This is a genomic window from Maribacter ulvicola (genome assembly GCF_900155985.1).
Lineage (GTDB): Bacteria > Bacteroidota > Bacteroidia > Flavobacteriales > Flavobacteriaceae > Maribacter > Maribacter ulvicola.
Map to the genome: position 1 here is coordinate 1 of NZ_FTMA01000006.1, position 20128 is coordinate 20128.

A 20128-nucleotide genomic window follows, 5' to 3' on the forward strand; every position below is an offset into this window, starting at 1 on the left:
ATATACAACTGTTTTTTAACCTGACAACTTTTTTTTGAAAAAAAATTTTTTTCTTTTTCTCAGCTTAAATCAACATATATATGAACCTTTTTCCGTCGCCCGATTCCAATTTCGTTTTCCTCGTTTGCGGGGTGCAAATGTACACACTATTCTTAATACCACAAGCCTTTTTTGAAGAAAATAACGAAAGATTTTTTAACCCCGGACTAACTGCATGGTTTACCGATGGTTACACTTGAAATAAAATGTGGTAAAAATGGAAGAATTGTAATGAGCACTATACATAACCGCTCTACCCACTATAACAATAGCTTGTTCTACCTATTGTCAAACAGAAAAAGAAGTGCTAAAAATTAAATATTACCTACAATTTCATCATAATATAGGATACCATCAACATAACATTGCGGTGTTATTCATAAGTTTTCACTTCAAAAATAAATACATATATAGGTAATAAACAATTGTCATCAATCATTACTCATTAATAGTATATCCATTTCTTTGGAATTACATTACAAAAACTGTTCACTGTTTATGCTAAAACCGTCTTATTCGTCTCTATTTAATTATTTCAAGTTTACCTCCACTATCTAATAATTCACATTAATAATCATATTATAGATTAAACCTACATTCCATTTCTATTTTCTTCCTAGAATTTCTTTTTTATAATTATAATTCCAGAGCGATATACTGCAGGAAGATTACTTTTTAAAACTATTTTATTTTAATAAACACGATATATTAAAGTATACTAGCATCCATAAAAGAAATAGAACCTAAGACCATAGCTACCGATACACAAACCTATGAACCGAAAGTTTACATAATTCCTAATTGACGGATTCTAAATACAATACCAGATACTTAAGTATTCTTGACTTTTACCTAATATAAAATACTACTCATCATACCTTATTACCGCTCCTACTTGTAATTCTTCTTTGCAAATGGAAATTTAAATCAAGAAACATTTAGTAGTTTCCCATATTACTCGATTATTAGATGTAAATGCTCCGATGTTTACCTGGCAGTCAGGAAGCTTTGCTTTAAAGATATCAATCAAGTTATCTATTCCTGGTCTGGCGGGCTTGCCTCAAGGTTATTTGCTAAAGCAATGTCTCATATGTATTATTTATTGACCATGAATTATTCTTTATACTATAGCTTATTACATCACTAATTCATACATAAATATACCTACGTAATTTATAGCAATAAAGATCCTGCAAAAGCAAAACCTTTATTTAAACTTATAACCTTAAATAAAATCAACCCCTAAACTGTATCTGCTCATTAATATACCCAAAAACCCAAGAACGATTTACTGGCAGGTAATTCTTAACTATTTATGATATGATTTTGTTTTCTATGAATTATGTACAACTTAAACTAAACTTTAAGTACTGCTCCCTAAGGTTCTTTTCTATGCTGGTTTCTAATTTTCCAGTATTCCTTAAAATAAAAGGATAAGATACCTTTTGTAGATTTGTTCTTTTCCCAATTGAACTGTTGAATTCATTTATGATGACTATTTGTTACTCTTACAAACACCAAGCTTAGCACTTGAAATAAATAAGTTCAATACAACCTAAAACAAAAAAAAAGGTTTTGCAAATGCAAAACCTTTTTTAAACTTGTGACCTCGAAGGGATTCAAACCCCCAACCCTCAGAGCCGAAATCTGATGCGCTATTCAGTTGCGCCACGAGGCCGTTATTCTGTAAGTAGTATTCAATTAGCAAATTTAAAGATATACTACTACTAACTTATGTTATGCCAATCTTTTCTTTACTATTGTAGAAATCAGCTTACCATCTGCCTGACCAGCTAATTCTTTAGAAACAATGCCCATTACTTTACCCATATCCTTCATTCCTGAAGCACCTATAGCATCTATTGTCTGCACCACAACTTTTTCTACTTCTTCTTCTGTAAGCTGTTCTGGTAAAAACTGCTCAATTACAGCAATCTGAGCCAATTCTGGATCAGCAAGATCTTGCCTTCCTTGCGCTATAAAAATAGCTGCACTATCTTTTCTTTGTTTTACCAATTTTTGAACTATCTGGATTTCATCATCTTCAGTAATCTCACCTCCGCCGCTAGTACTTGCTACCAATAAAGCAGATTTTATAGCCCTAAGCGATTCTAGTGCTACTGAATCTTTTGCTTTCATAGCTAATTTCAACTGCTCCATTACCCTTTGCTGTAAACCCATTGCTCGTATATTTTGGTCTGCGAAGATAAAAAATAAAACCCGAAAACTATATTAGTTTTCGGGTTTTAAAATTTTTTGTAAGATAACCTTTAGTCTACATTATCATGCAAAAATGAATTGTTTGATCGCAATTGTATATCCTCATTACTATCACCACTTAAGGAAGTTCTAGAGATCTTTTTTTCTCTAGGATTATCGTTAAGATTAACACCTTGCCTTTGATAAGCAGGTTTCTTCTCATCATAACTTGATGGTGCGTTATTTTTAAATTTATAATTGAAATCTTTTAGTTTTCTCCTACGCTCATCTGCTCTATCCCTCAACAACTCTTCAATGGGTGTTTCCATTGGATCTAATTGTTCGTTTGGATTTATTTCTCTTTTAGGCTCTACAGTTTTTTTCTCAAAAACCAATTCATCTTCAATTAATTTAGGATCAAATTCCTCTGCTTTAGATTTAGCACCCGTAAGTTTGCCTTCTAGTTGCATATAATCATCTAAACTATATCGCTTTTCTCCTTTTTTATTATACTCTAAAACTGGAACGATTTCAATACTATCATTAACATCAATATCCTTTACTTCATCATGAAGATCGAACATTATCACATTTTCTCTTTTTTCTTCGTCTTCTGAAGACGATTCAAAATTTAAAGCAAACCTATCATTATCTTCTTTTGTCTTCAAAACTTGAGGCTCAACAACCTCAATATCTCTTAGTGAAGTAGGCGTATCAACAATAACAAAATCTTCTTCCGATACATTCTCAGCTAATACTTCCTCATAAAAAACATTGAAATTTTTAATATAGTTCGTTGTAGGTATCAAGTCAAAATCTTCTTCCTCAACGAACTCATACTTTTTTACGGGTTTAACTTGTTTAACCTCCTCTTCCTCTTCATCCATTTCTAAAGTATGGACGGTTTTTTTGTTAGACAGCAACATTGCTTCTGCACGTTGCCCTTCTTCTAACGTATGGATAATCTTCTTTGATTCCGTATTTACAATATCATCTTGCTGTTCAATATTAAATCCGGTAGCAATTACTGTTACTGCAATTGCTTCGCCTAAACTTTCATCTTCACCAACACCCATGATAATATTTGCTCCGTACCCTGCTTCGATCTGAATATGATCATTGATTTCACCAATTTCGTCAATAGTGATTTCTTGTGCACCAGATACTATCAATAATAATACATTTTTAGCTCCCTGAATTTTATTATCGTTCAACAAGGGAGAATCCAACGCTTTCATGATTGCTTCATTAGCTCTTGCAGAACCAGATGAAATAGCAGACCCCATAATAGCAGTGCCACTATTTGACAATACTGTTTTGGCATCACGTAAATCTATGTTTTGTGTGTAGTGATGTGTAATAACTTCTGCAATACCTCTAGCAGCAGTTGCCAACACTTCATCAGCTTTAGAAAAACCAGCTTTGAAACCAAGGTTTCCGTATACTTCTCTTAATTTATTATTATTAATGACGATCAGCGAATCAACATTTTTGCGTAATTTTTCAATCCCTCGTTGCGCTTGTTCAACTCGCATTTTACCTTCGAATTGAAACGGCATTGTAACAATACCTACTGTAAGAACATCCATTTCTTTTGCAAACTTGGCTATGACGGGAGCAGCACCAGTTCCTGTTCCCCCACCCATACCAGCAGTAATAAAGATCATTTTGGTTGTTGTATCCAACATTCCTTTAATCTCTTCCATGCTTTCCATGGCAGCCTGTTCACCTACTTCAGGATTGGCACCAGCACCCAAACCCTCTGTTAATGAGACACCTAATTGTATTTTGTTTGGTACAGTACTATTATCCAAAGCTTGAGAATCTGTATTACAGATTACAAAATCAACTCCGTTAATTCCTGCTTGGAACATGTGATTAATGGCATTACTACCACCACCACCTACACCAATGACTTTTATAACGTTACTTTGATTCTTTGGTAGATCAAAGGAGATATTATCAAATTCGCTGTTCTTACTCATATTCTTATTATTACTGGTTAATGTATTCTCTTTTGCTATACTTATTACTCTGCGTTATCCAAAAATTCTTTCAATTTTTCAGACCATTTGTCAAAAACGGATTTTCTTTCTTTCTGCAAGTTTGGTCGTGCCACAGCTTCCGCTTCCTGGTCTGCGTACACCAACTCTTCTTCTTGCTCTTGTTCCTGTTCTTGTAAAATTTCTTCTTGCGTAAGTTTCAACTTGTCCTGATTTTTAATGGCATTCATTAAAAGCCCTACAGCTGTTGCGTACAATGGACTAGCAACTTCCTCGTCAGAATCACCTGCTAGATGCTCATTAGGGTACCCTATACGAGTATCCATACCCGTTATATATTCTACTAACTGCTTTAAATGTTTTAGTTGGCTACCACCACCCGTTAACACGATACCTGCAATTAATTTTTTCTTTTGCTCTTCGTGACCATAGTTCTTTATTTCTACATACACTTGCTCAACAATCTCCACTACACGAGCGTGAATAATCTTAGAAAGATTTTTCAATGAGATTTCTTTTGGTTCTCTACCACGTAAACCTGGTATAGATACAATTTCATTATCTCTATTCTCACCCGGCCAAGCTGAACCAAATCTTGTTTTTAACAATTCGGCTTGCTTTTCAATGATTGAACAGCCTTCTTTGATATCTTCAGTAATGACACCGCCACCAAAAGGAATAACCGCAGTATGTCTAATGATACCATCTTTAAAAATGGCCAGATCAGTTGTACCACCGCCTATATCAATCAATGCCACACCTGCTTCTTTTTCTTCTTGACTTAAAACTGCGTCAGACGATGCCAAAGGTTCAAGAGTTATATTCCCAAGGTCCAATCCTGCACTTTTAATACAACGACCTACATTTTTAATGGAAACTACCTGACCAACTACTACATGAAAATTAGCCTCTAGCCTACCACCATACATACCCACAGGCTCACGAATTTCAGCCTGGCCGTCCACTTTATATTCTTGTGGTAAAACATGAATAATTTCTTCACCGGGTAGCATAATCAATTTGTGCACTTGATTACATAATAAGTCTACATCTTCTTCTCCTATTACTTCCTCAGAATCTTTTCTGGTAATATAATCGCTGTGCTGTAAACTTCTTATATGCTGACCAGCTATACCCACAACAACAGATCCTATTTTAAGGCCAGAATTTGATTCTGCCTCCTCAACCGCCTGTTGAATAGATTTTATAGTTTGTGTAATATTATTGACAACCCCTCTGTGTACACCTAAACTTTTGGACTTACCGATACCTAAAATCTCAATTTTACCATATTCGTTTTGCTTTCCGATTATGGCAACGATTTTCGTTGTTCCTATGTCTAAACCGACTGAATATTTAGTTTGTTCCATTTTATTATATTTTAGTGCACACCACCTGGTTATTGAATTCTAAACTTACTACTGCATACTCCTCCAAGGTTTCATCCTTGTTCGCTTTGGCATAAAATGCCTTAAAATTGCTAAACTTGGCCTCTAAATCTTCAATATCACCAATGTTCACAACAAAATTGTTAAGTCGTAATCGTAACTGATATTCCTTTTCATTTTTGATATGAATACCTATTACGGATTTACGAAAAAAATCATCTAATTTTACTTTTTCCAAGATCACATAAACATCCTGAAGGCTTTTATCATCGATATTTCCAGATATTATAGGAACTCTTGCCGAATGGTTATTGGATAACGGCATTCTCTTTCCTTCATCGTCCAAATAATATTTTGTATCCCCTTCTATGCGCCCAATAGGTTTCCGTTGAACTATTTTCGATGTAAGTTCGCCGTCTATTGTTAGATAGACTTGTGCACTTTTTACCATTTCATTGGCCTCAAGAGCCTTTTCTACAGTATTCAAAACTATATTTTCTTTAGCCACATTTTTTAGACTACCGTAATTTTGTATTAACAATTTATTAACCGCTCCTTCAGTGAGGTACAAGTTTTGATCCCCAATGAATTCTACTTTTATTCCTGTCACATTCTTAGAGGTATTACGCTCATTCGAAAAAGCATACATCCCAATGATCACTAGAACTAAAGCGGCTAACTTTATAAAATTCCAACTACCCTGCATAAGACATTTCCTTTTTAATTTTTTCCACTTCTAAACCTATATCTCCAGCCCCCATTGTTAGTAAAACTGCTGGATTGTGTTTTTTTATCTCAGATATGATTTGTTCTTTTGAAATAATTTCTTTATAACTACTCGTTATTTTTCCTAACAACCACTTAGAGGTTATTCCCGCAATGGGCTCTTCTCTAGCCGGATAGATATCTAACAACAACATATTTTCGAACTGCGATAGACTTTTTGCGAACTCATCTGCAAAATCACGTGTTCTTGAAAATAAATGTGGTTGAAAAATTACCAATACCTTTTTATTTGGATGCATTTCTGAAACTGCTTCAAAAACTGCATTAATTTCCGTAGGATGATGAGCGTAATCATCTATAAAAATGAAATCATCAGTTTTTATTTTATACGAAAAACGCCTTTGTACCCCTTTGAAAGTTGCAAGTGCCTTAGCAAGGCGATGCGGGGGGGGACCTGCTTGCATCGCCATTGCAAAAGCTACTAAACCATTGAGCAAATTATGCCTTCCTGGTTTGTTAAATTCAACCCCTTCTAATTTGAGGTCGGGGGTCTCCAAATCGAATATGTAGGTACCATGTTCTATTTTTATGTTCCGGATACAATAATCCGAATCGTCTTCTATACCATAGGTTAAGCCCTCTAAAGGCAAACCGTTTCTAACAAATAATTTACCGCCCGGTTTTAAACGTTTGGTAAAATCAATAAATGTTCTTTCTAATTCTTGCGCATCACCATAAATATCCAAGTGATCAGCATCCATAGACGTAACGCAGGCTACATTTGGTGTCAATTGCATAAATGAACGATCAAATTCATCTGCCTCTACTACCGAGTAGGCTGTTCCTTCTAAAAGGAAATTGCTGTTAAAATCTTCTGAAATTCCTCCTAAGAACGCAGTCATCTTTACTCCAGTTTCTTTTAGCAAATGAGCCAAAATACTAGAGGTCGTAGTTTTACCGTGCGTACCTGCTACTGCCAAACAAAAAGAGTCTTTGGTTATTAAACCCAGTACTTCTGAGCGTTTCTTAATGGTAAAACCATTATTTAAAAAATACTGATACTCCGTATGACTAGAAGACACCGCCGGCGTATACACCACTAAGGTATGCGCTGTGTCATTCTTATACTCATCTGCAATACTATTAATATCATCTGAATAATGAATATCAATACCAGATCTTACCATTTCTTTTGTAAGCGGACTCTCGGTTTTGTCATACCCGGCAACCGCTTTATTTATAAACGCAAAATAACGCGCCAAAGCAGACATACCAATGCCTCCTATGCCAATAAAATACACCCTATGTATTTGCGTTATGTTCATTTATTGTATCAATTTTTCTATTTCATCACAAATATCCGACGTTGCATTCGGTAATGCTAACGCTTTAATATTTTTTGATAATTCTTCTTGCTTTTCAGTGGATGCAAATACCGACTCAAACTCCGTCTTAAACTTACTATCCAGCTCTTTTTCCCTTATCATAATTGCAGCATCATGCTCAACCAATGACAATGCATTCATAGTCTGATGATCCTCTGCTACCACTGGTGACGGAATAAAGAATGTTGGTTTCCCAACCAAACATAATTCTGATACCGCACCTGCACCTGCTCTTGAAATAATGAAATCTGCCGCTACATAAGCTTTATCCATAGCATTCAAAAAAGCATGCACTTTACTATTTTCTGACTGATGTGCTTTATAGGTTTCGTAATACCCTTTTCCACATTGCCATATTATTTGCAATCCTAATCCTTCAAAATATGCTAAATGATCAGCTATCAATTGGTTAATGCGTCTAGCTCCTAAACTGCCTCCCAATACCAATAATACTTTCTTATTGGCACTCAATTCAAAATAGCTCAAAGCTTCACTTTTAGCGGCTTTTAATCCCACTAAATCTGAACGGACAGGGTTACCTGTTTTTACAATTTTATCTTTCGGAAAAAACTTCTCCATGCCATCATATGCCACGCAGATTTTCTTCACTTTATCTTTTAATAGTTTATTGGTAATACCTGCAAATGAATTTTGTTCCTGCAGCACACATGGTATCCCTTTTACGGTTGCCATTTTTAACAACGGACCACTAGCAAAACCGCCCGTACCAATTACGGCATGTGGTTTAAACTTCGATACGATGCTATTTGCTCTCATTAAACTACTTATCAATTTTATTGGAAATAGTAGATTTTTTAAGGTCAGTTTGCGCTGAATTCCCGTAATCCACAATCCTTCTATTTTATATCCTGCTTGCGGCACCTTCTCCATCTCCATTCTATCTTTTGCACCTACGAACAAAATCTCCGCATCAGGATATCTCCTCTGCAATTCGTTCGCTATGGCAATGGCCGGATAAATATGTCCGCCAGTACCTCCTCCTGATAATATGAACTTATAACTGCCCACTTAAAATCTCTAAAGGGTTCGTTTCATCCATATCCTCATCATTTTCAGGAGTTCCCTCCTGAGCTATACTTTTATTACTTGCACTTAATATGATACCTATTGCCAAGCAGGTCATCCAGCTAGAGGTACCACCACTACTGATCAATGGTAGGTTCTGCCCCGTTACCGGAAATAATTCTACCGCTACGGCCATATTAATCAACGCTTGAAACACAATTGGCAATCCTACACCTAACACTAACAATTTGCTAAAGACAGAGTCACAGCCATTGGCAACCACTACTATTCTAAACAACAGAAACAAGTAAAACAACATGAGTACAAACCCTCCTAGTAAACCATATTCCTCCACTATTATGGCATAAATAAAATCTGATGAGCTCTGTGGCAAAAAATTCTTCTGTACACTTTTACCTGCTCCTTTACCTATGACACCACCTGTAGCAATTGCAATTTTTGCTCTTTCTATTTGATAGGTTCCTTCTGAATCATCAGGGTTTGAAAAACTTTCAATTCTACTCATCCAAGTATCTACCCTATTTGGGAACAAATCTGGAAAAGCTTTAGCCGTTAGTATAAAAATGGACAAAAACAACACGCCTGTCCCTACAATACCCAATAAGTATTTCATAGGATATCCGCCTAAAAAACACAATACCATTACCATTGAAAAAACAATTGCCGCTGTTGAAAAGTTAGCCGGCAGAATAAGCGCCACTACCAAGAAAACTGGCAACCATAAAGGCAATATGCTTTCTTTAAATGTTATTTTTATATCTCTAACCTTAGAGAAATAGCGTGCTACATATATCATTAACACAACTGCCGCTAGGTTAGAGGGCTGAAAACCGAAACCTACCAAGGGCAAACGGATCCAACGACTATCATTTGTACCTCCACTTGAAGTGCCTTGTGCCAAGACGAATATGAGCAACACCAACACTATTGGTAAGGCTATCATAGAAAGCCCTTTAAAAAAGTGTGTTGGTATCTTATGTACCCCGTAAATAATTCCAAAACCTAAAAACAACAGTATGGCGTGTTTAACCAAGTGCCCAACCGGCGTACCGCTACCAACTACATATACCAAATTACTGCTGGCACTATAGACAGGTAGAAATGAAAATAAGGCCAAGAGTGCCGCAATGGCCCAAATAGCTTTATCTCCTTTTATTTTTTGAAATATATTCAACACCTTATAGGTTCTTTACACAATTCTTAAACTGATCTCCACGATCCTCATAACTCTTAAACAAATCGAAACTTGCACATGCCGGTGATAACAAAACCGTATCGCCACGCTCTGCAATTTTATACGCCACTTTCACGGCTTCTTCCATAGCATAGGTTTCTACCAACAAATCAACTGCTTTACCAAAAACATGTTTGATTTTGTCATTATTCTCGCCCAAGCAAATAATCGCTTTTACTTTTTCTCGTACCAATGGCATTAACTCCATGTACTCATTACCCTTATCTACACCACCTACAATCCATACCGTGGGTGTTTTCATGCTATCCAATGCGTAATAAGCAGCGTTTACATTCGTTGCTTTTGAGTCATTGATATATTCTACATGATGTATTTTCAACACCTTCTCCAAACGGTGGGGAGCCCCTTGAAAATTAGAAACACAGGCTCTTATCGTCTCCTTACGGATACCAACTAATTTTGCAATTGTTGCCGCTGCCATGGTGTTCTTTACATTGTGTTGACCTTCTAAGGCCAAAGTGTTCTTCGTCATGTTAATAGTGTCTGTTGTTGTTTTTATTACTATCTTGTTTTGTTCTATAAATGCACCTTGTTCAAATACTTTATTCAATGAAAAAGGCATTAATTTTGATTTAACCGGGTGCTTGTTCAGCCATGCTACCAAAACCGTATCATCTGCATCATAAATCAAATAATCGTCTTCGTCTTGGTTTTCGGCTATTCTGAATTTAGATGCGATGTAGTTTTCAAACTCATACTCATACCGATCTAAATGATCTGGTGTAATATTCGTTATCACGGCAATGTGTGGTTTAAAATCCACTATGCCATCTAATTGAAAACTGCTGATCTCAAGTACGTAATACTCAAAATCATTCTCCGCAACCATTTTTGCATAACTATCACCAATGTTTCCTGCCATACCTACTTGTAATTTGGCAGCAGCCAGAATATGGTTGGTTAGCATAGTCGTTGTTGTTTTTCCGTTGCTTCCTGTTATACCAATGATTTTTGCATCGGTGTATTTAGATGCAAATTCTATCTCTGATATAACCGGAACGCCTTTCTTAACCAACTGTTTTACCAAGGGTGCTTTATCCGGAATACCCGGACTCTTCATTACCAAATCGGCTTTTAGTATGCGGTCTTCAGAATGCTGTTCTTCTTCCCAATCAATTCCAAAATGTTCAAGAACGTTTTTATACTTCTCTTTTATTTTTCCTTTATCGGATACAAATACATCGTATCCTTTTTTTAATCCTAAAATGGCTGTTCCTACTCCACTTTCTCCTCCTCCTAGAACTACTAAAAATCCTCCCTCAATCCCTCCAAGGGAAGGAAGCTTTGTTTGTTGCTCTTTTTCATTTCCCATTTCTTTACTCATTCTACTCTTTTTTCCTTCCCTTTGGGAAGGGTCAGCGATGGGATTTATCTAATTTTTAAGGTCACCACAGTTACAATTGCCAATAGTATACCTACAATCCAAAAACGGGTTACGATCTTACTTTCATGATATCCCTTCTTCTGATAGTGGTGATGTAATGGGGACATTAAAAATATACGTCTGCCCTCACCAAACTTTTTCTTAGTGTATTTGAAATACCCTACTTGTAACATCACTGAAAGCGACTCTGCAAAGAAGATTCCGCACAACACGGGTATCAATAATTCTTTACGCACAATAATTGCAATTACGGCTATTACCCCGCCAATAGTTAAACTACCTGTATCGCCCATAAACACTTGTGCAGGAAATGCATTGTACCATAAGAAGCCGATCAAAGCTCCTGCAAAAGCGGTAATGAATACCAGCAACTCTCCTACTCGTGGTATGTACATGATATCTAAATAATCAGAGAATATGATGTTACCGGATACCAAGGCAAAAATACCCAGCGTAAATACTATTATTGCCGATGTACCTGCTGCCAAGCCATCTATACCATCGGTTAAATTTGCACCATTAGAAACTGCTGTTACTATTAAAATAATAATAGGAATAAAGAGTAACCATGCATATTCTTTTGCACCATCGCCGGCCCATGATATTAAACTTTCATAATCAAACTCATTATTTTTAAAGAAAGGTACCGTTGTCATGGTAGATTTTATTTCCGCTCCCTTTACCTGCTCAACCGTATATGCCCGTGTAATAATTGTTTCATCATGATCACGCATGGTCACTTCTGGGTGAAAATAAAGCACTGCACCTACTATAAGTCCTAATACTACTTGACCCAACACTTTGAATCTTCCTTTTAAACCTTCTTTATTCTTTTTAAATACTTTGATATAATCATCTAAAAAGCCAATCGCCCCCATCCACAACATAGTGAATACCAATAGTATAATATATATGTTCTCTAACCTTGCGAAAAGCAATACCGGAATCAATGTGGACATGATAATAATTACCCCACCCATAGTTGGCGTACCCGCCTTTTGCTTTTGACCGTCTAAACCTAGGTCACGAATAGTTTCCCCTACTTGTTGCTTTTGAAGAAACAGAATAACACGCTTACCGTAAACCGTGGCAATTATCAATGAAAACAGGATAGCCATTGCCGCACGGAATGTGCTGAACTGAAACAGCGAAGCTCCCGGCAACTGGTATTGTTTTTCTAAATATTCGAACAGGTAGGTTAACATATAATCTGTATTCTTGCTACTAAGCCTTGGTTATTTTTTTAAGCTCGCTAAAAGCTCTTTTACTATTTTAAAATCGTCGAAATCTACACGTACACCATTGGTTTCTTGGTAGGTCTCATGGCCTTTACCGGCTACTAATATGATATCGTTATCATCTGCTAGTTGACAAGCTGTTTTAATAGCTTGCTCTCTATTTTCAATGGATAAAATCTTTCTTATATTCTGAGGCTCTACGCCTGCTTCCATTTCTGAAATAATTTCAGTAGCGGATTCAGTTCTAGGATTATCAGAAGTGAGAATAACTTTATTACTCATTTCTGATGCGATATTGCCCATTACCGGACGCTTTGATCTGTCTCTATCGCCACCACACCCCACAACGGTGATGACGTTTTCATTTCCAGTTCTCAACGTGTTGATTGTCTCAAGCACATTTTTAAGGGCGTCCGGCGTATGGGCATAATCAACTATAGCCGTAATTCTTTTCTTTGATATATAGTATTGAAACCTGCCGTCCACATTTTCCAACTCGCTCAATAAGCGAAGGGTTTCTAATTGCTCCAATCCCAACAGATCCGCGGTAGCATAAATTGCCAACATATTATAGGCATTGAAATGACCTATTAATTTTGTCCAAAGCTCATGGTCATTAATTTTCAACAACTGACCGTCAAACTGATTTTCTAAAATCTGCGCTCTATAATCTGCATAATTTTTTAAGGCGTAGCTTGCTTTTCTAGCCTTGGTGTTTTGCAACATTACCAAACCGTTCTTATCATCAACATTGGTCAACGCAAATGCCGTTTTGGGCAATTGATCAAACAAAGTCTTTTTGGTATCGCGGTACTCTGCAAATGTTTTATGGTAGTCTAAGTGATCGTGAGACAGATTGGTGAAAATTGCCCCTTCAAAAACCAATCCTTCCGTTCTTTTCTGGTGAATACCATGAGAACTTACTTCCATAAAGCAATATTCTACGCCGGCATCGTTCATTAACTTTAAATGCTTATTGATCACCAATGCATCTGGAGTGGTATGTTTTGTTGGAAAAGCAGTATCATCTACCATAATTTTAATGGTCGACAACAAGCCCACTTTATATCCAGCTTTTTTAAATAACTGATATAATAAACTAGATACCGTGGTTTTACCATTGGTACCCGTTACACCTACTAGTTTTAAATTCTTTGATGGCGTACCGTAATAGTTAGAAGCCATCAATGCCAAAGCCTGATTTCCACTTTCTACTTGTACATAAGTAACATTATCTACCATTTCAGCAGGCAATTGTTCACAAACTATTGCTCTTGCCCCAGCTTTCACTACTGCAGCAATATAATTATGCCCATCTGTTAAGGTTCCTTTTATAGCTACAAAGGCATCACCTTTTTGAACTTCGCGAGAATCAAAACAAACAGACGCTATACCACAAGAGGTAGTACCGCTAACAGCAGTAATACGCACTCCATATAATATATCCTTTAAATGCTTCATATTAATTCTAACACTATTTTCTTTACTGATTTTAAATCAGTTCCTTTGGTGATAGATTGGTTTTTCACCTTTCCGTTTCCTTTTACCTCTACTTCTATTCCTAAATTCTCAAGTATGGCAACAGCATCCATACCGCACATACCTTTTACATTTGGCATTGCCGAATATTTTGCTTGGGCAGCCTTAAAGTACCCTTGATGAGAATCTTCGTTTTTTGCGATCAACACATCTTTTAAATCTACTTCACTGGTCAATGGCGATGTTGCATATACTTTTTGGGCCACAGATTTAAATACCGGACCAGAAACATCTGCTCCATAATACCCAACACTCTTATCTGGCTTATGAATAACCACAATACAAGAATACTTTGGGTCATCTGCCGGAAAATAGCCTGCGAACGATGAAACATATTCGTACTTTGATCTATCCTTAGACACATAATTGGTTTGCGTAGTACCTGTCTTACCTGCCATAGAAAAATTCTTGGAATACATACGGTGACCCGTACTATGCCGCTTCTCAACAGCATTCTTTAATATTCGTTGTACTTTCTTTACCGTAGATTGCGAGCAAATAGCAGGGTTCAAAACCTTTTTATCAAACTTCTCTATGGTCTTGTTCCACTCCTTTACTTCTTTCAACAAACGTGGTTTAACCATTTCACCATCATTTGCAATAGCATTATAGAAAGCCAACGTTTGTAGCGGAGTCATAGAAACTTCATAACCATAAGCCATTTGCGCCAACGAAAGACCTGACCATCCTTTATCACCCGGATAGCGCAACACCGGTTTACCCTCACCAAGTACAGGGAGACCTAATTCTTTATGGATACCCATACTCATTAATCGGTTTACATATCTTTCTGGATCACTTTTATACCCTTCATGTATCATTTTAGCGAATGCTACATTAGACGATACCTCAAAAGCCTTAGCCATGGATATCTTTCCGTAACCCCCATATTTAGAATCCTTAATTCTATGATCGTACAATCTCCAAGAACCTTTTTCCGTATCTATTACCGTACTGGTATCAATCACCTTATCTTCTAAGGCAGCCACTAAATTCACCAACTTAAAGGTAGAACCTGGCTCGTGAGATTCTCCAATTGCATAATTTAAGCGTTCGTAATATTTACCTTCAGAAGTCTGACCTAAATTAGAAATTGCCTTAACCTCACCGGTTTTCACTTCCATTACTATAACCGTACCATGGTCTGCTTGATATTTCTCTAACTGACCCAATAATGCATGGTGGGCTATATCCTGTATATTAATATCAATAGTAGAATACACATCATAACCATCCTCTGGCTCAATAATGTTATCGTTACCAATAGGCTTCCACTGTCCTTTAGCTATTTTTTGTTTTAAACGCTTACCGGAAACTCCCCTTAGGTATTCCCCAAAAGCACCTTCCATACCCACACGGGTATAGTAACCGTTTTCATCAACACGTTCGTACCCTACACTGCGCTCGGCAATTTTACCCAACGGATGCTCTCTCTTTGTTTTCTGCTCAATGATCAATCCGCCCTTGAAAGCTCCCTTATTGAATAGCGGAAATTGCTTTACCGCCATATATTCAGAATAATCTAGATTTCTGACGATCAGCGCGTACCTATTTTTGTTCTCCCTAGCCTTTCTTAATAATTGCTGGTAATGAGAGGAGGTTTTGCCAAATTGTTTTGCCAAGGCATCTGCCAACGGCTTTACATTTTCTTTAAAATCTACATCACCAACCGTTACCGCATCAAAACGTATGGTGTATTTTGATACTGAAGTTGCCAAAAGACTACCATCATCAGAATACAGGTTTCCTCTATTAGGCTCAATGGTAAACATACGTTCTGTACGTGTATCTGCCAATGCCTGGTATTTTTCACCCTCTACTATTTGTATAGAGACCAGCTTAAACAATACCGCCCCGGCAAAGAGCACCATGAACCCTGCCACTATATAGAGCCTTTTTAATATACTTTTATCCGTAGTCGCCATTATTCCTCCCCTTTTAAAGATTTCACCTTAATTTTCTGTGGGGGATTCTCTGAAGGAAAAAGTCCTTTTTCCGATATTTTACCGGTAATGTTCGATTCTAATTTTAGCTGCTGCACATCTGATCGCATATCCACAAACTCGTTACGCAATTCTTTTACCTCTTCATTCAACAAGGCAATACGGTGTACTTTTTGATCCGCACTATGAGAACTACTGATCATTACCGTTGCCAAAAAAGAAATGAAAATAAGGAACAGCCAATTCTTAGGGGCGTCACCGCTCACCAAAAATTTGCCCTTCAATAGGTCCAAAACACCCGTTTTCATTTTATTTTTCGCCATTACGCTCCGCTATTCTCAATTTTGCACTACGTGCCCTGTTATTCAATTTTATCTCTTCTCGTGTTGGCACTATTAAGCCACCAACTTTTTTTAACGGCACATCAATATTGCCGTAAAAATCTTTCTCTGGCTCCCCTTCAAACCTGCCTGCCCTAATAAATCTTTTTACAAGCCTATCTTCTAAAGAGTGGTAGCTAATTATACTTAACCTCCCTTTTTCACTCAATAAACCTGGAGCTTGCTCCAAAAACTCTTTGATCACTTCTATCTCTTGATTCACCTCTATGCGAATTGCCTGATATATCTGCGCCAAAATTTTATGCTGCCTATGTTCTGGCAAAAACTGCTTCAACACTGTTTTCAGCGCATCGGTAGTCTGTATTTTTTCTTCCTCCCTGCTAGCAACAATTACTTTTGCCATAGCATTCGCATTTCTAATATCACCGTACTCGAACAACACTTTACGCAAGTCATCATATGAATAGGTATTTACCACATCAAAAGCCGATAACGTATTACGCTTGCTCATTCGCATATCTAAATCTGCATCGAAACGGGTAGAAAACCCTCTTTCCGCTTGATCGAACTGATGCGATGAAACCCCGTAATCCGCAAGTATACCATCTACCTTCTTTATGCCATAGAACTTCAAAAACTGGGTGATGTATCTAAAATTTTCCGCTATCAGGGTAAATCTTGGATCTCCCAAGGCATTTGCCTGCGCATCTTCGTCTTGATCAAAAGCATATAACCTACCTTCTTTCCCCAATCTTTTCAATATTTCCTTAGAGTGACCGCCACCGCCAAATGTCACATCCACGTAAACACCATCTTCTTTGATGTTCAATCCGTCTACCGATTCTTTCAGCATTACAGGGCTATGATACATCTTCACTTGATTTTTCACCTAACATTACACGCTTTGCCAACTTCACCTTCTCTTCTTTTGTTGCGTTTATAGATTCATCATACGCCTTCTTGTCCCAAATCTCTAATCGTTTACCTATTGGCGCAATAACCACCTCTTTGGTAATACCGCCCAATGAAATAATGTCCTTAGGGATCAATAATCTGCCGGTCGCATCTACCTCTACTTGTCGTAAACCCGCCGTATACATTCTTATAAATTGCAGGTTCTCTTCATCAAACCTGCTCTTTTCATTTAATTCTGCCATCACCCTGTGCCACTCATATGCCGGATACAATTCCAAACATTCGCTCAAATATGATTTCTTAATAAAAAAACCATCTTTTAGTATCGGAGCTACTTGATTGCGCAGCGCAACAGGGAGCATAATTCGCCCCTTGGCATCAGCCTTGCAGTTAAAAGTCCCAAAGAAAAAGATGTCCAAATTGGATGTGTTTTATTTATATAACTCAAATATATAAATATTATTACCACATTTTACCACTAAAAACCACTTTGTTAATAAATTACCCCACTTTTGAACATCTTTTTACCCTTCATCCATTTTTATGGCTTCATTTTACCACTCAGCCCATAAAACATGAAAAAGCTAAATTTCAAAATTTCTTGTATTCACCTTATCGAAAAGAGTTGTTCGCTATTCTCTGTAATTACCTATATTTGGACAATTACTGATGAGTAGTGCGCATGAAAAACGATTTAATTAACGACGGAGGCTTTAAGTACATAGAAAAAGGTGAAGGGAAGCCCATAATTATCCTTCACGGACTAATGGGCGGACTTAGTAATTTTGAGGGAGTAAATACTTTTTTTCCTCCTAAAGGTTACAAAGTGCTTATTCCCGAACTCCCCTTATACGCTATGCCGATGTTAAAAACAACGGTAAAGAACTTTGCCAAATACCTAAAAAAATTCATTGACTACAAAGAGCTTGATGATGTGATACTTTTAGGTAATTCATTAGGTGGTCATATTGGTCTTTTACACACCAAATTGTTCCCCAACAAAATAAAAGCTTTGGTAATCACCGGTAGTTCCGGTCTTTATGAAAGCGCAATGGGTGACGGATACCCCAAACGTGGTGATTATGAGTTTATTAAAAAGAAAGCTCAAGATGTTTTCTATGACCCCAAAGTGGCTACGAAAGAGATCGTAGATGAAGTTTTTGCTACGGTTAACGATCGTGTAAAATTGGTTAAAACTTTAGCGATCGCAAAAAGTGCTATTAGGCACAATATGGCACAAGACTTGCCAAGCATGAAAACCCCTACATGTATTATTTGGGGAAAAAACGATACGGTTACCCCACCAGACGTTGCAGAACTGTTTGATGAGCTTTTACCAAATTCAGATTTATTCTGGATAGATAAATGTGGACATGCACCTATGATGGAGCACCCAGACCAATTCAACACCATTCTTGATGGGTGGTTGACGAAAAACAATTTCTAAATACCCTACGGATGAAAATAAAGTCGGCCGACTTTGTAATGAGCAACTCTGATGTTGCCAAATGCCCTAAAGAGCCTTTACCGGAATACGCCTTTATTGGTCGTTCTAACGTTGGTAAGTCTTCTTTGATCAATATGTTGACCGAGCGTAAAAGCTTGGCAAAAACATCTGGTAGACCTGGTAAGACCCAATTGATCAACCATTTTAAAATCAATGAAAATTGGTTTCTGGTAGATTTACCCGGTTACGGTTACGCCCGTGTTTCTAAACGTGATAAAAATACCTTTCAAAAATACATCACTAATTACTTTTTACAACGAGAGCAGCTAGTATGTTCTTTTGTTCTTGTAGATATTAGGCATGATCCACAACCTATAGATATGGAGTTCATGCAGTGGATGGGTGAAAACGGAGTACCCTTTGCCATAATCTTCACCAAGGCGGATAAGTTAAAACCAAAAGCCGTTGAGCGCCAAGTAAAACAATACCTGGACAAGCTTATGGCTGACATGTGGGAAGAAGCACCACCACATTTTGTTACCAGCTCTAGCCACCGTAGCGGCCGTGATGAAGTGCTTGCCTATATAGATGATATCAACGAGAAGTTTTTTGAGGCAACGAAGTAGTTGTTGGTTGTTCGTTGTTGATTGTTCGTTTTTTTAACGCTGCGTTTTTTGTATTAAGTACTTGTTCTAGTATTCAGTTGGCAATATCAGTTAGCAGTAGCAGTTGGCAGTTTTCTTAACGCTACGCGTTTTTTTTATTAAGTACTAAGTACTAAGCTGTTTGTGTTAGTTCTTCGTACTCAGAGCGGTTTGATTCATACTTCCTATTTAATATACTCGAGTTTAAACGTACTACTTAATACTCTTTACTTATTACTTACGACTTAATACTTTTTACGTAATGCTTAGTACTTAATACTCTCCCAAAAACGAAATGTCAGTTCGAGTGGATATTTTACGGTAGCAGAGCGGAAGGAAAAAATTTGTATCGAGAACCCTCGAATGTACCAAACCTGTTCTCGATACTAATTTCTAGTACCTCCAAATTCTCTCGAACTGACAGTAGGGATAACGTTTTAGCTATGATCAGCATGAAGACAAACTAGCGTTTGCTTTCCGCCAAGCATATAGCGAAATCTTTTGGTTTTGTTTTTTCTTTTTTCTTGTCCAAAGCGAAATCCGAAAGATTTCGCGACATTATAAACCTGCCGGCAGGCAGGTATACGCAAACCTTAGCATTTTAATACCTAAGCCCGTATTGTTCATAGGTTGTG

At 37.1% G+C, this 20128-nt stretch carries 16 protein-coding genes and 1 tRNA gene; 2 read left to right on the plus strand and 15 right to left on the minus strand.

Features of this window, described 5'->3' with window-relative positions; translation table 11 throughout:
• Nucleotides 1–1643: 1643 nt before the first annotated feature.
• From BW936_RS14465 to BW936_RS14535, 15 genes are all read right to left on the minus strand, one after another.
• Nucleotides 1644–1717: transfer RNA gene (locus BW936_RS14465), tRNA-Arg, on the minus strand.
• Between the two features lie 59 nt (nucleotides 1718–1776).
• Nucleotides 1777–2220: a GatB/YqeY domain-containing protein gene (locus BW936_RS14470; RefSeq protein WP_076549403.1), complete on the minus strand. Its 444-nt coding sequence runs from the start codon at nucleotides 2218–2220 to the stop codon at nucleotides 1777–1779.
• 89 nt (nucleotides 2221–2309) lie between these two features.
• Nucleotides 2310–4223, minus strand: coding sequence for a cell division protein FtsZ (ftsZ, locus tag BW936_RS14475; RefSeq protein WP_076549405.1), 1914 nt, complete (start codon nucleotides 4221–4223; stop codon nucleotides 2310–2312).
• A 44-nt stretch (nucleotides 4224–4267) separates the two neighbouring features.
• The gene (ftsA, locus tag BW936_RS14480) at nucleotides 4268–5611 is read right to left on the minus strand and encodes a cell division protein FtsA (RefSeq protein WP_076549407.1); all 1344 of its coding nucleotides are present in this window, start codon (nucleotides 5609–5611) and stop codon (nucleotides 4268–4270) included.
• 4 nt (nucleotides 5612–5615) lie between these two features.
• Nucleotides 5616–6335, minus strand: a complete 720-nt coding sequence (locus BW936_RS14485) for a cell division protein FtsQ/DivIB (protein ID WP_076549408.1) — start codon at nucleotides 6333–6335, stop codon at nucleotides 5616–5618.
• Complete coding sequence (murC, locus tag BW936_RS14490; RefSeq protein WP_076549410.1) at nucleotides 6325–7680, minus strand: UDP-N-acetylmuramate--L-alanine ligase; 1356 nt, start codon at nucleotides 7678–7680, stop codon at nucleotides 6325–6327. The genes BW936_RS14485 and murC overlap by 11 nt, the downstream gene beginning before the upstream one ends.
• On the minus strand, nucleotides 7681–8769 hold the full coding sequence (murG, locus tag BW936_RS14495; RefSeq protein WP_076549412.1) for an undecaprenyldiphospho-muramoylpentapeptide beta-N-acetylglucosaminyltransferase: 1089 nt from the start codon (nucleotides 8767–8769) through the stop codon (nucleotides 7681–7683). It lies immediately after the preceding gene.
• Nucleotides 8756–9964: an FtsW/RodA/SpoVE family cell cycle protein gene (locus BW936_RS14500; protein ID WP_076549414.1), complete on the minus strand. Its 1209-nt coding sequence runs from the start codon at nucleotides 9962–9964 to the stop codon at nucleotides 8756–8758. Before BW936_RS14500 ends, murG begins: the two co-directional genes overlap by 14 nt.
• 1 nt (nucleotide 9965) lies before the next feature.
• A complete protein-coding gene (murD, locus tag BW936_RS14505) occupies nucleotides 9966–11366 on the minus strand; it encodes a UDP-N-acetylmuramoyl-L-alanine--D-glutamate ligase (RefSeq protein ID WP_244156238.1) in 1401 nt (466 codons plus the stop codon).
• Nucleotides 11367–11410: 44 nt separating this feature from the next.
• Nucleotides 11411–12631, minus strand: a complete 1221-nt coding sequence (gene mraY, locus BW936_RS14510) for a phospho-N-acetylmuramoyl-pentapeptide-transferase (protein WP_076549416.1) — start codon at nucleotides 12629–12631, stop codon at nucleotides 11411–11413.
• Between the two features lie 30 nt (nucleotides 12632–12661).
• On the minus strand, nucleotides 12662–14125 hold the full coding sequence (locus tag BW936_RS14515; RefSeq protein ID WP_076549419.1) for a UDP-N-acetylmuramoyl-L-alanyl-D-glutamate--2,6-diaminopimelate ligase: 1464 nt from the start codon (nucleotides 14123–14125) through the stop codon (nucleotides 12662–12664).
• Complete coding sequence (locus tag BW936_RS14520) at nucleotides 14122–16128, minus strand: penicillin-binding protein (RefSeq protein WP_076549421.1); 2007 nt, start codon at nucleotides 16126–16128, stop codon at nucleotides 14122–14124. The genes BW936_RS14515 and BW936_RS14520 overlap by 4 nt, the downstream gene beginning before the upstream one ends.
• Nucleotides 16128–16454, minus strand: coding sequence for an FtsL-like putative cell division protein (locus BW936_RS14525; protein ID WP_076549722.1), 327 nt, complete (start codon nucleotides 16452–16454; stop codon nucleotides 16128–16130). The genes BW936_RS14520 and BW936_RS14525 overlap by 1 nt, the downstream gene beginning before the upstream one ends.
• 1 nt (nucleotide 16455) lies before the next feature.
• Entirely contained in the window at nucleotides 16456–17358 is a 903-nt protein-coding gene (rsmH, locus tag BW936_RS14530; RefSeq protein WP_076549423.1) for a 16S rRNA (cytosine(1402)-N(4))-methyltransferase RsmH, read from the minus strand.
• The gene (locus BW936_RS14535) at nucleotides 17348–17821 is read right to left on the minus strand and encodes a division/cell wall cluster transcriptional repressor MraZ (protein WP_076549425.1); all 474 of its coding nucleotides are present in this window, start codon (nucleotides 17819–17821) and stop codon (nucleotides 17348–17350) included. Before BW936_RS14535 ends, rsmH begins: the two co-directional genes overlap by 11 nt.
• Before the next feature lie 263 nt (nucleotides 17822–18084).
• On the opposite strand from BW936_RS14535, the gene BW936_RS14540 reads away from it, so the two are divergent.
• A complete protein-coding gene (locus BW936_RS14540) occupies nucleotides 18085–18849 on the plus strand; it encodes an alpha/beta fold hydrolase (protein WP_076549428.1) in 765 nt (254 codons plus the stop codon).
• Between the two features lie 11 nt (nucleotides 18850–18860).
• A complete protein-coding gene (gene yihA, locus BW936_RS14545) occupies nucleotides 18861–19475 on the plus strand; it encodes a ribosome biogenesis GTP-binding protein YihA/YsxC (protein ID WP_076549431.1) in 615 nt (204 codons plus the stop codon).
• The last annotated feature ends 653 nt before the right edge of the window (nucleotides 19476–20128 follow it).

What these genes read in the sequence shown, in the direction of transcription:
- BW936_RS14470 (WP_076549403.1), bottom strand. Translation starts at nt 2,220, where the DNA reads ATGGGTTTACAGCAAAGGGTAATGGAGCAGTTGAAATTAGCTATGAAA.
- ftsZ (WP_076549405.1), bottom strand. Translation starts at nt 4,223, where the DNA reads ATGAGTAAGAACAGCGAATTTGATAATATCTCCTTTGATCTACCAAAG.
- ftsA (WP_076549407.1), bottom strand. Translation starts at nt 5,611, where the DNA reads ATGGAACAAACTAAATATTCAGTCGGTTTAGACATAGGAACAACGAAA.
- BW936_RS14485 (WP_076549408.1), bottom strand. Translation starts at nt 6,335, where the DNA reads ATGCAGGGTAGTTGGAATTTTATAAAGTTAGCCGCTTTAGTTCTAGTG.
- murC (WP_076549410.1), bottom strand. Translation starts at nt 7,680, where the DNA reads ATGAACATAACGCAAATACATAGGGTGTATTTTATTGGCATAGGAGGC.
- murD (WP_244156238.1), bottom strand. Translation starts at nt 11,366, where the DNA reads ATGAGTAAAGAAATGGGAAATGAAAAAGAGCAACAAACAAAGCTTCCT.
- mraY (WP_076549416.1), bottom strand. Translation starts at nt 12,631, where the DNA reads ATGTTAACCTACCTGTTCGAATATTTAGAAAAACAATACCAGTTGCCG.
- BW936_RS14515 (WP_076549419.1), bottom strand. Translation starts at nt 14,125, where the DNA reads ATGAAGCATTTAAAGGATATATTATATGGAGTGCGTATTACTGCTGTT.
- BW936_RS14520 (WP_076549421.1), bottom strand. Translation starts at nt 16,128, where the DNA reads ATGGCGACTACGGATAAAAGTATATTAAAAAGGCTCTATATAGTGGCA.
- BW936_RS14525 (WP_076549722.1), bottom strand. Translation starts at nt 16,454, where the DNA reads ATGAAAACGGGTGTTTTGGACCTATTGAAGGGCAAATTTTTGGTGAGC.
- rsmH (WP_076549423.1), bottom strand. Translation starts at nt 17,358, where the DNA reads ATGTATCATAGCCCTGTAATGCTGAAAGAATCGGTAGACGGATTGAAC.
- BW936_RS14540 (WP_076549428.1), top strand. Translation starts at nt 18,085, where the DNA reads ATGAAAAACGATTTAATTAACGACGGAGGCTTTAAGTACATAGAAAAA.
- yihA (WP_076549431.1), top strand. Translation starts at nt 18,861, where the DNA reads ATGAAAATAAAGTCGGCCGACTTTGTAATGAGCAACTCTGATGTTGCC.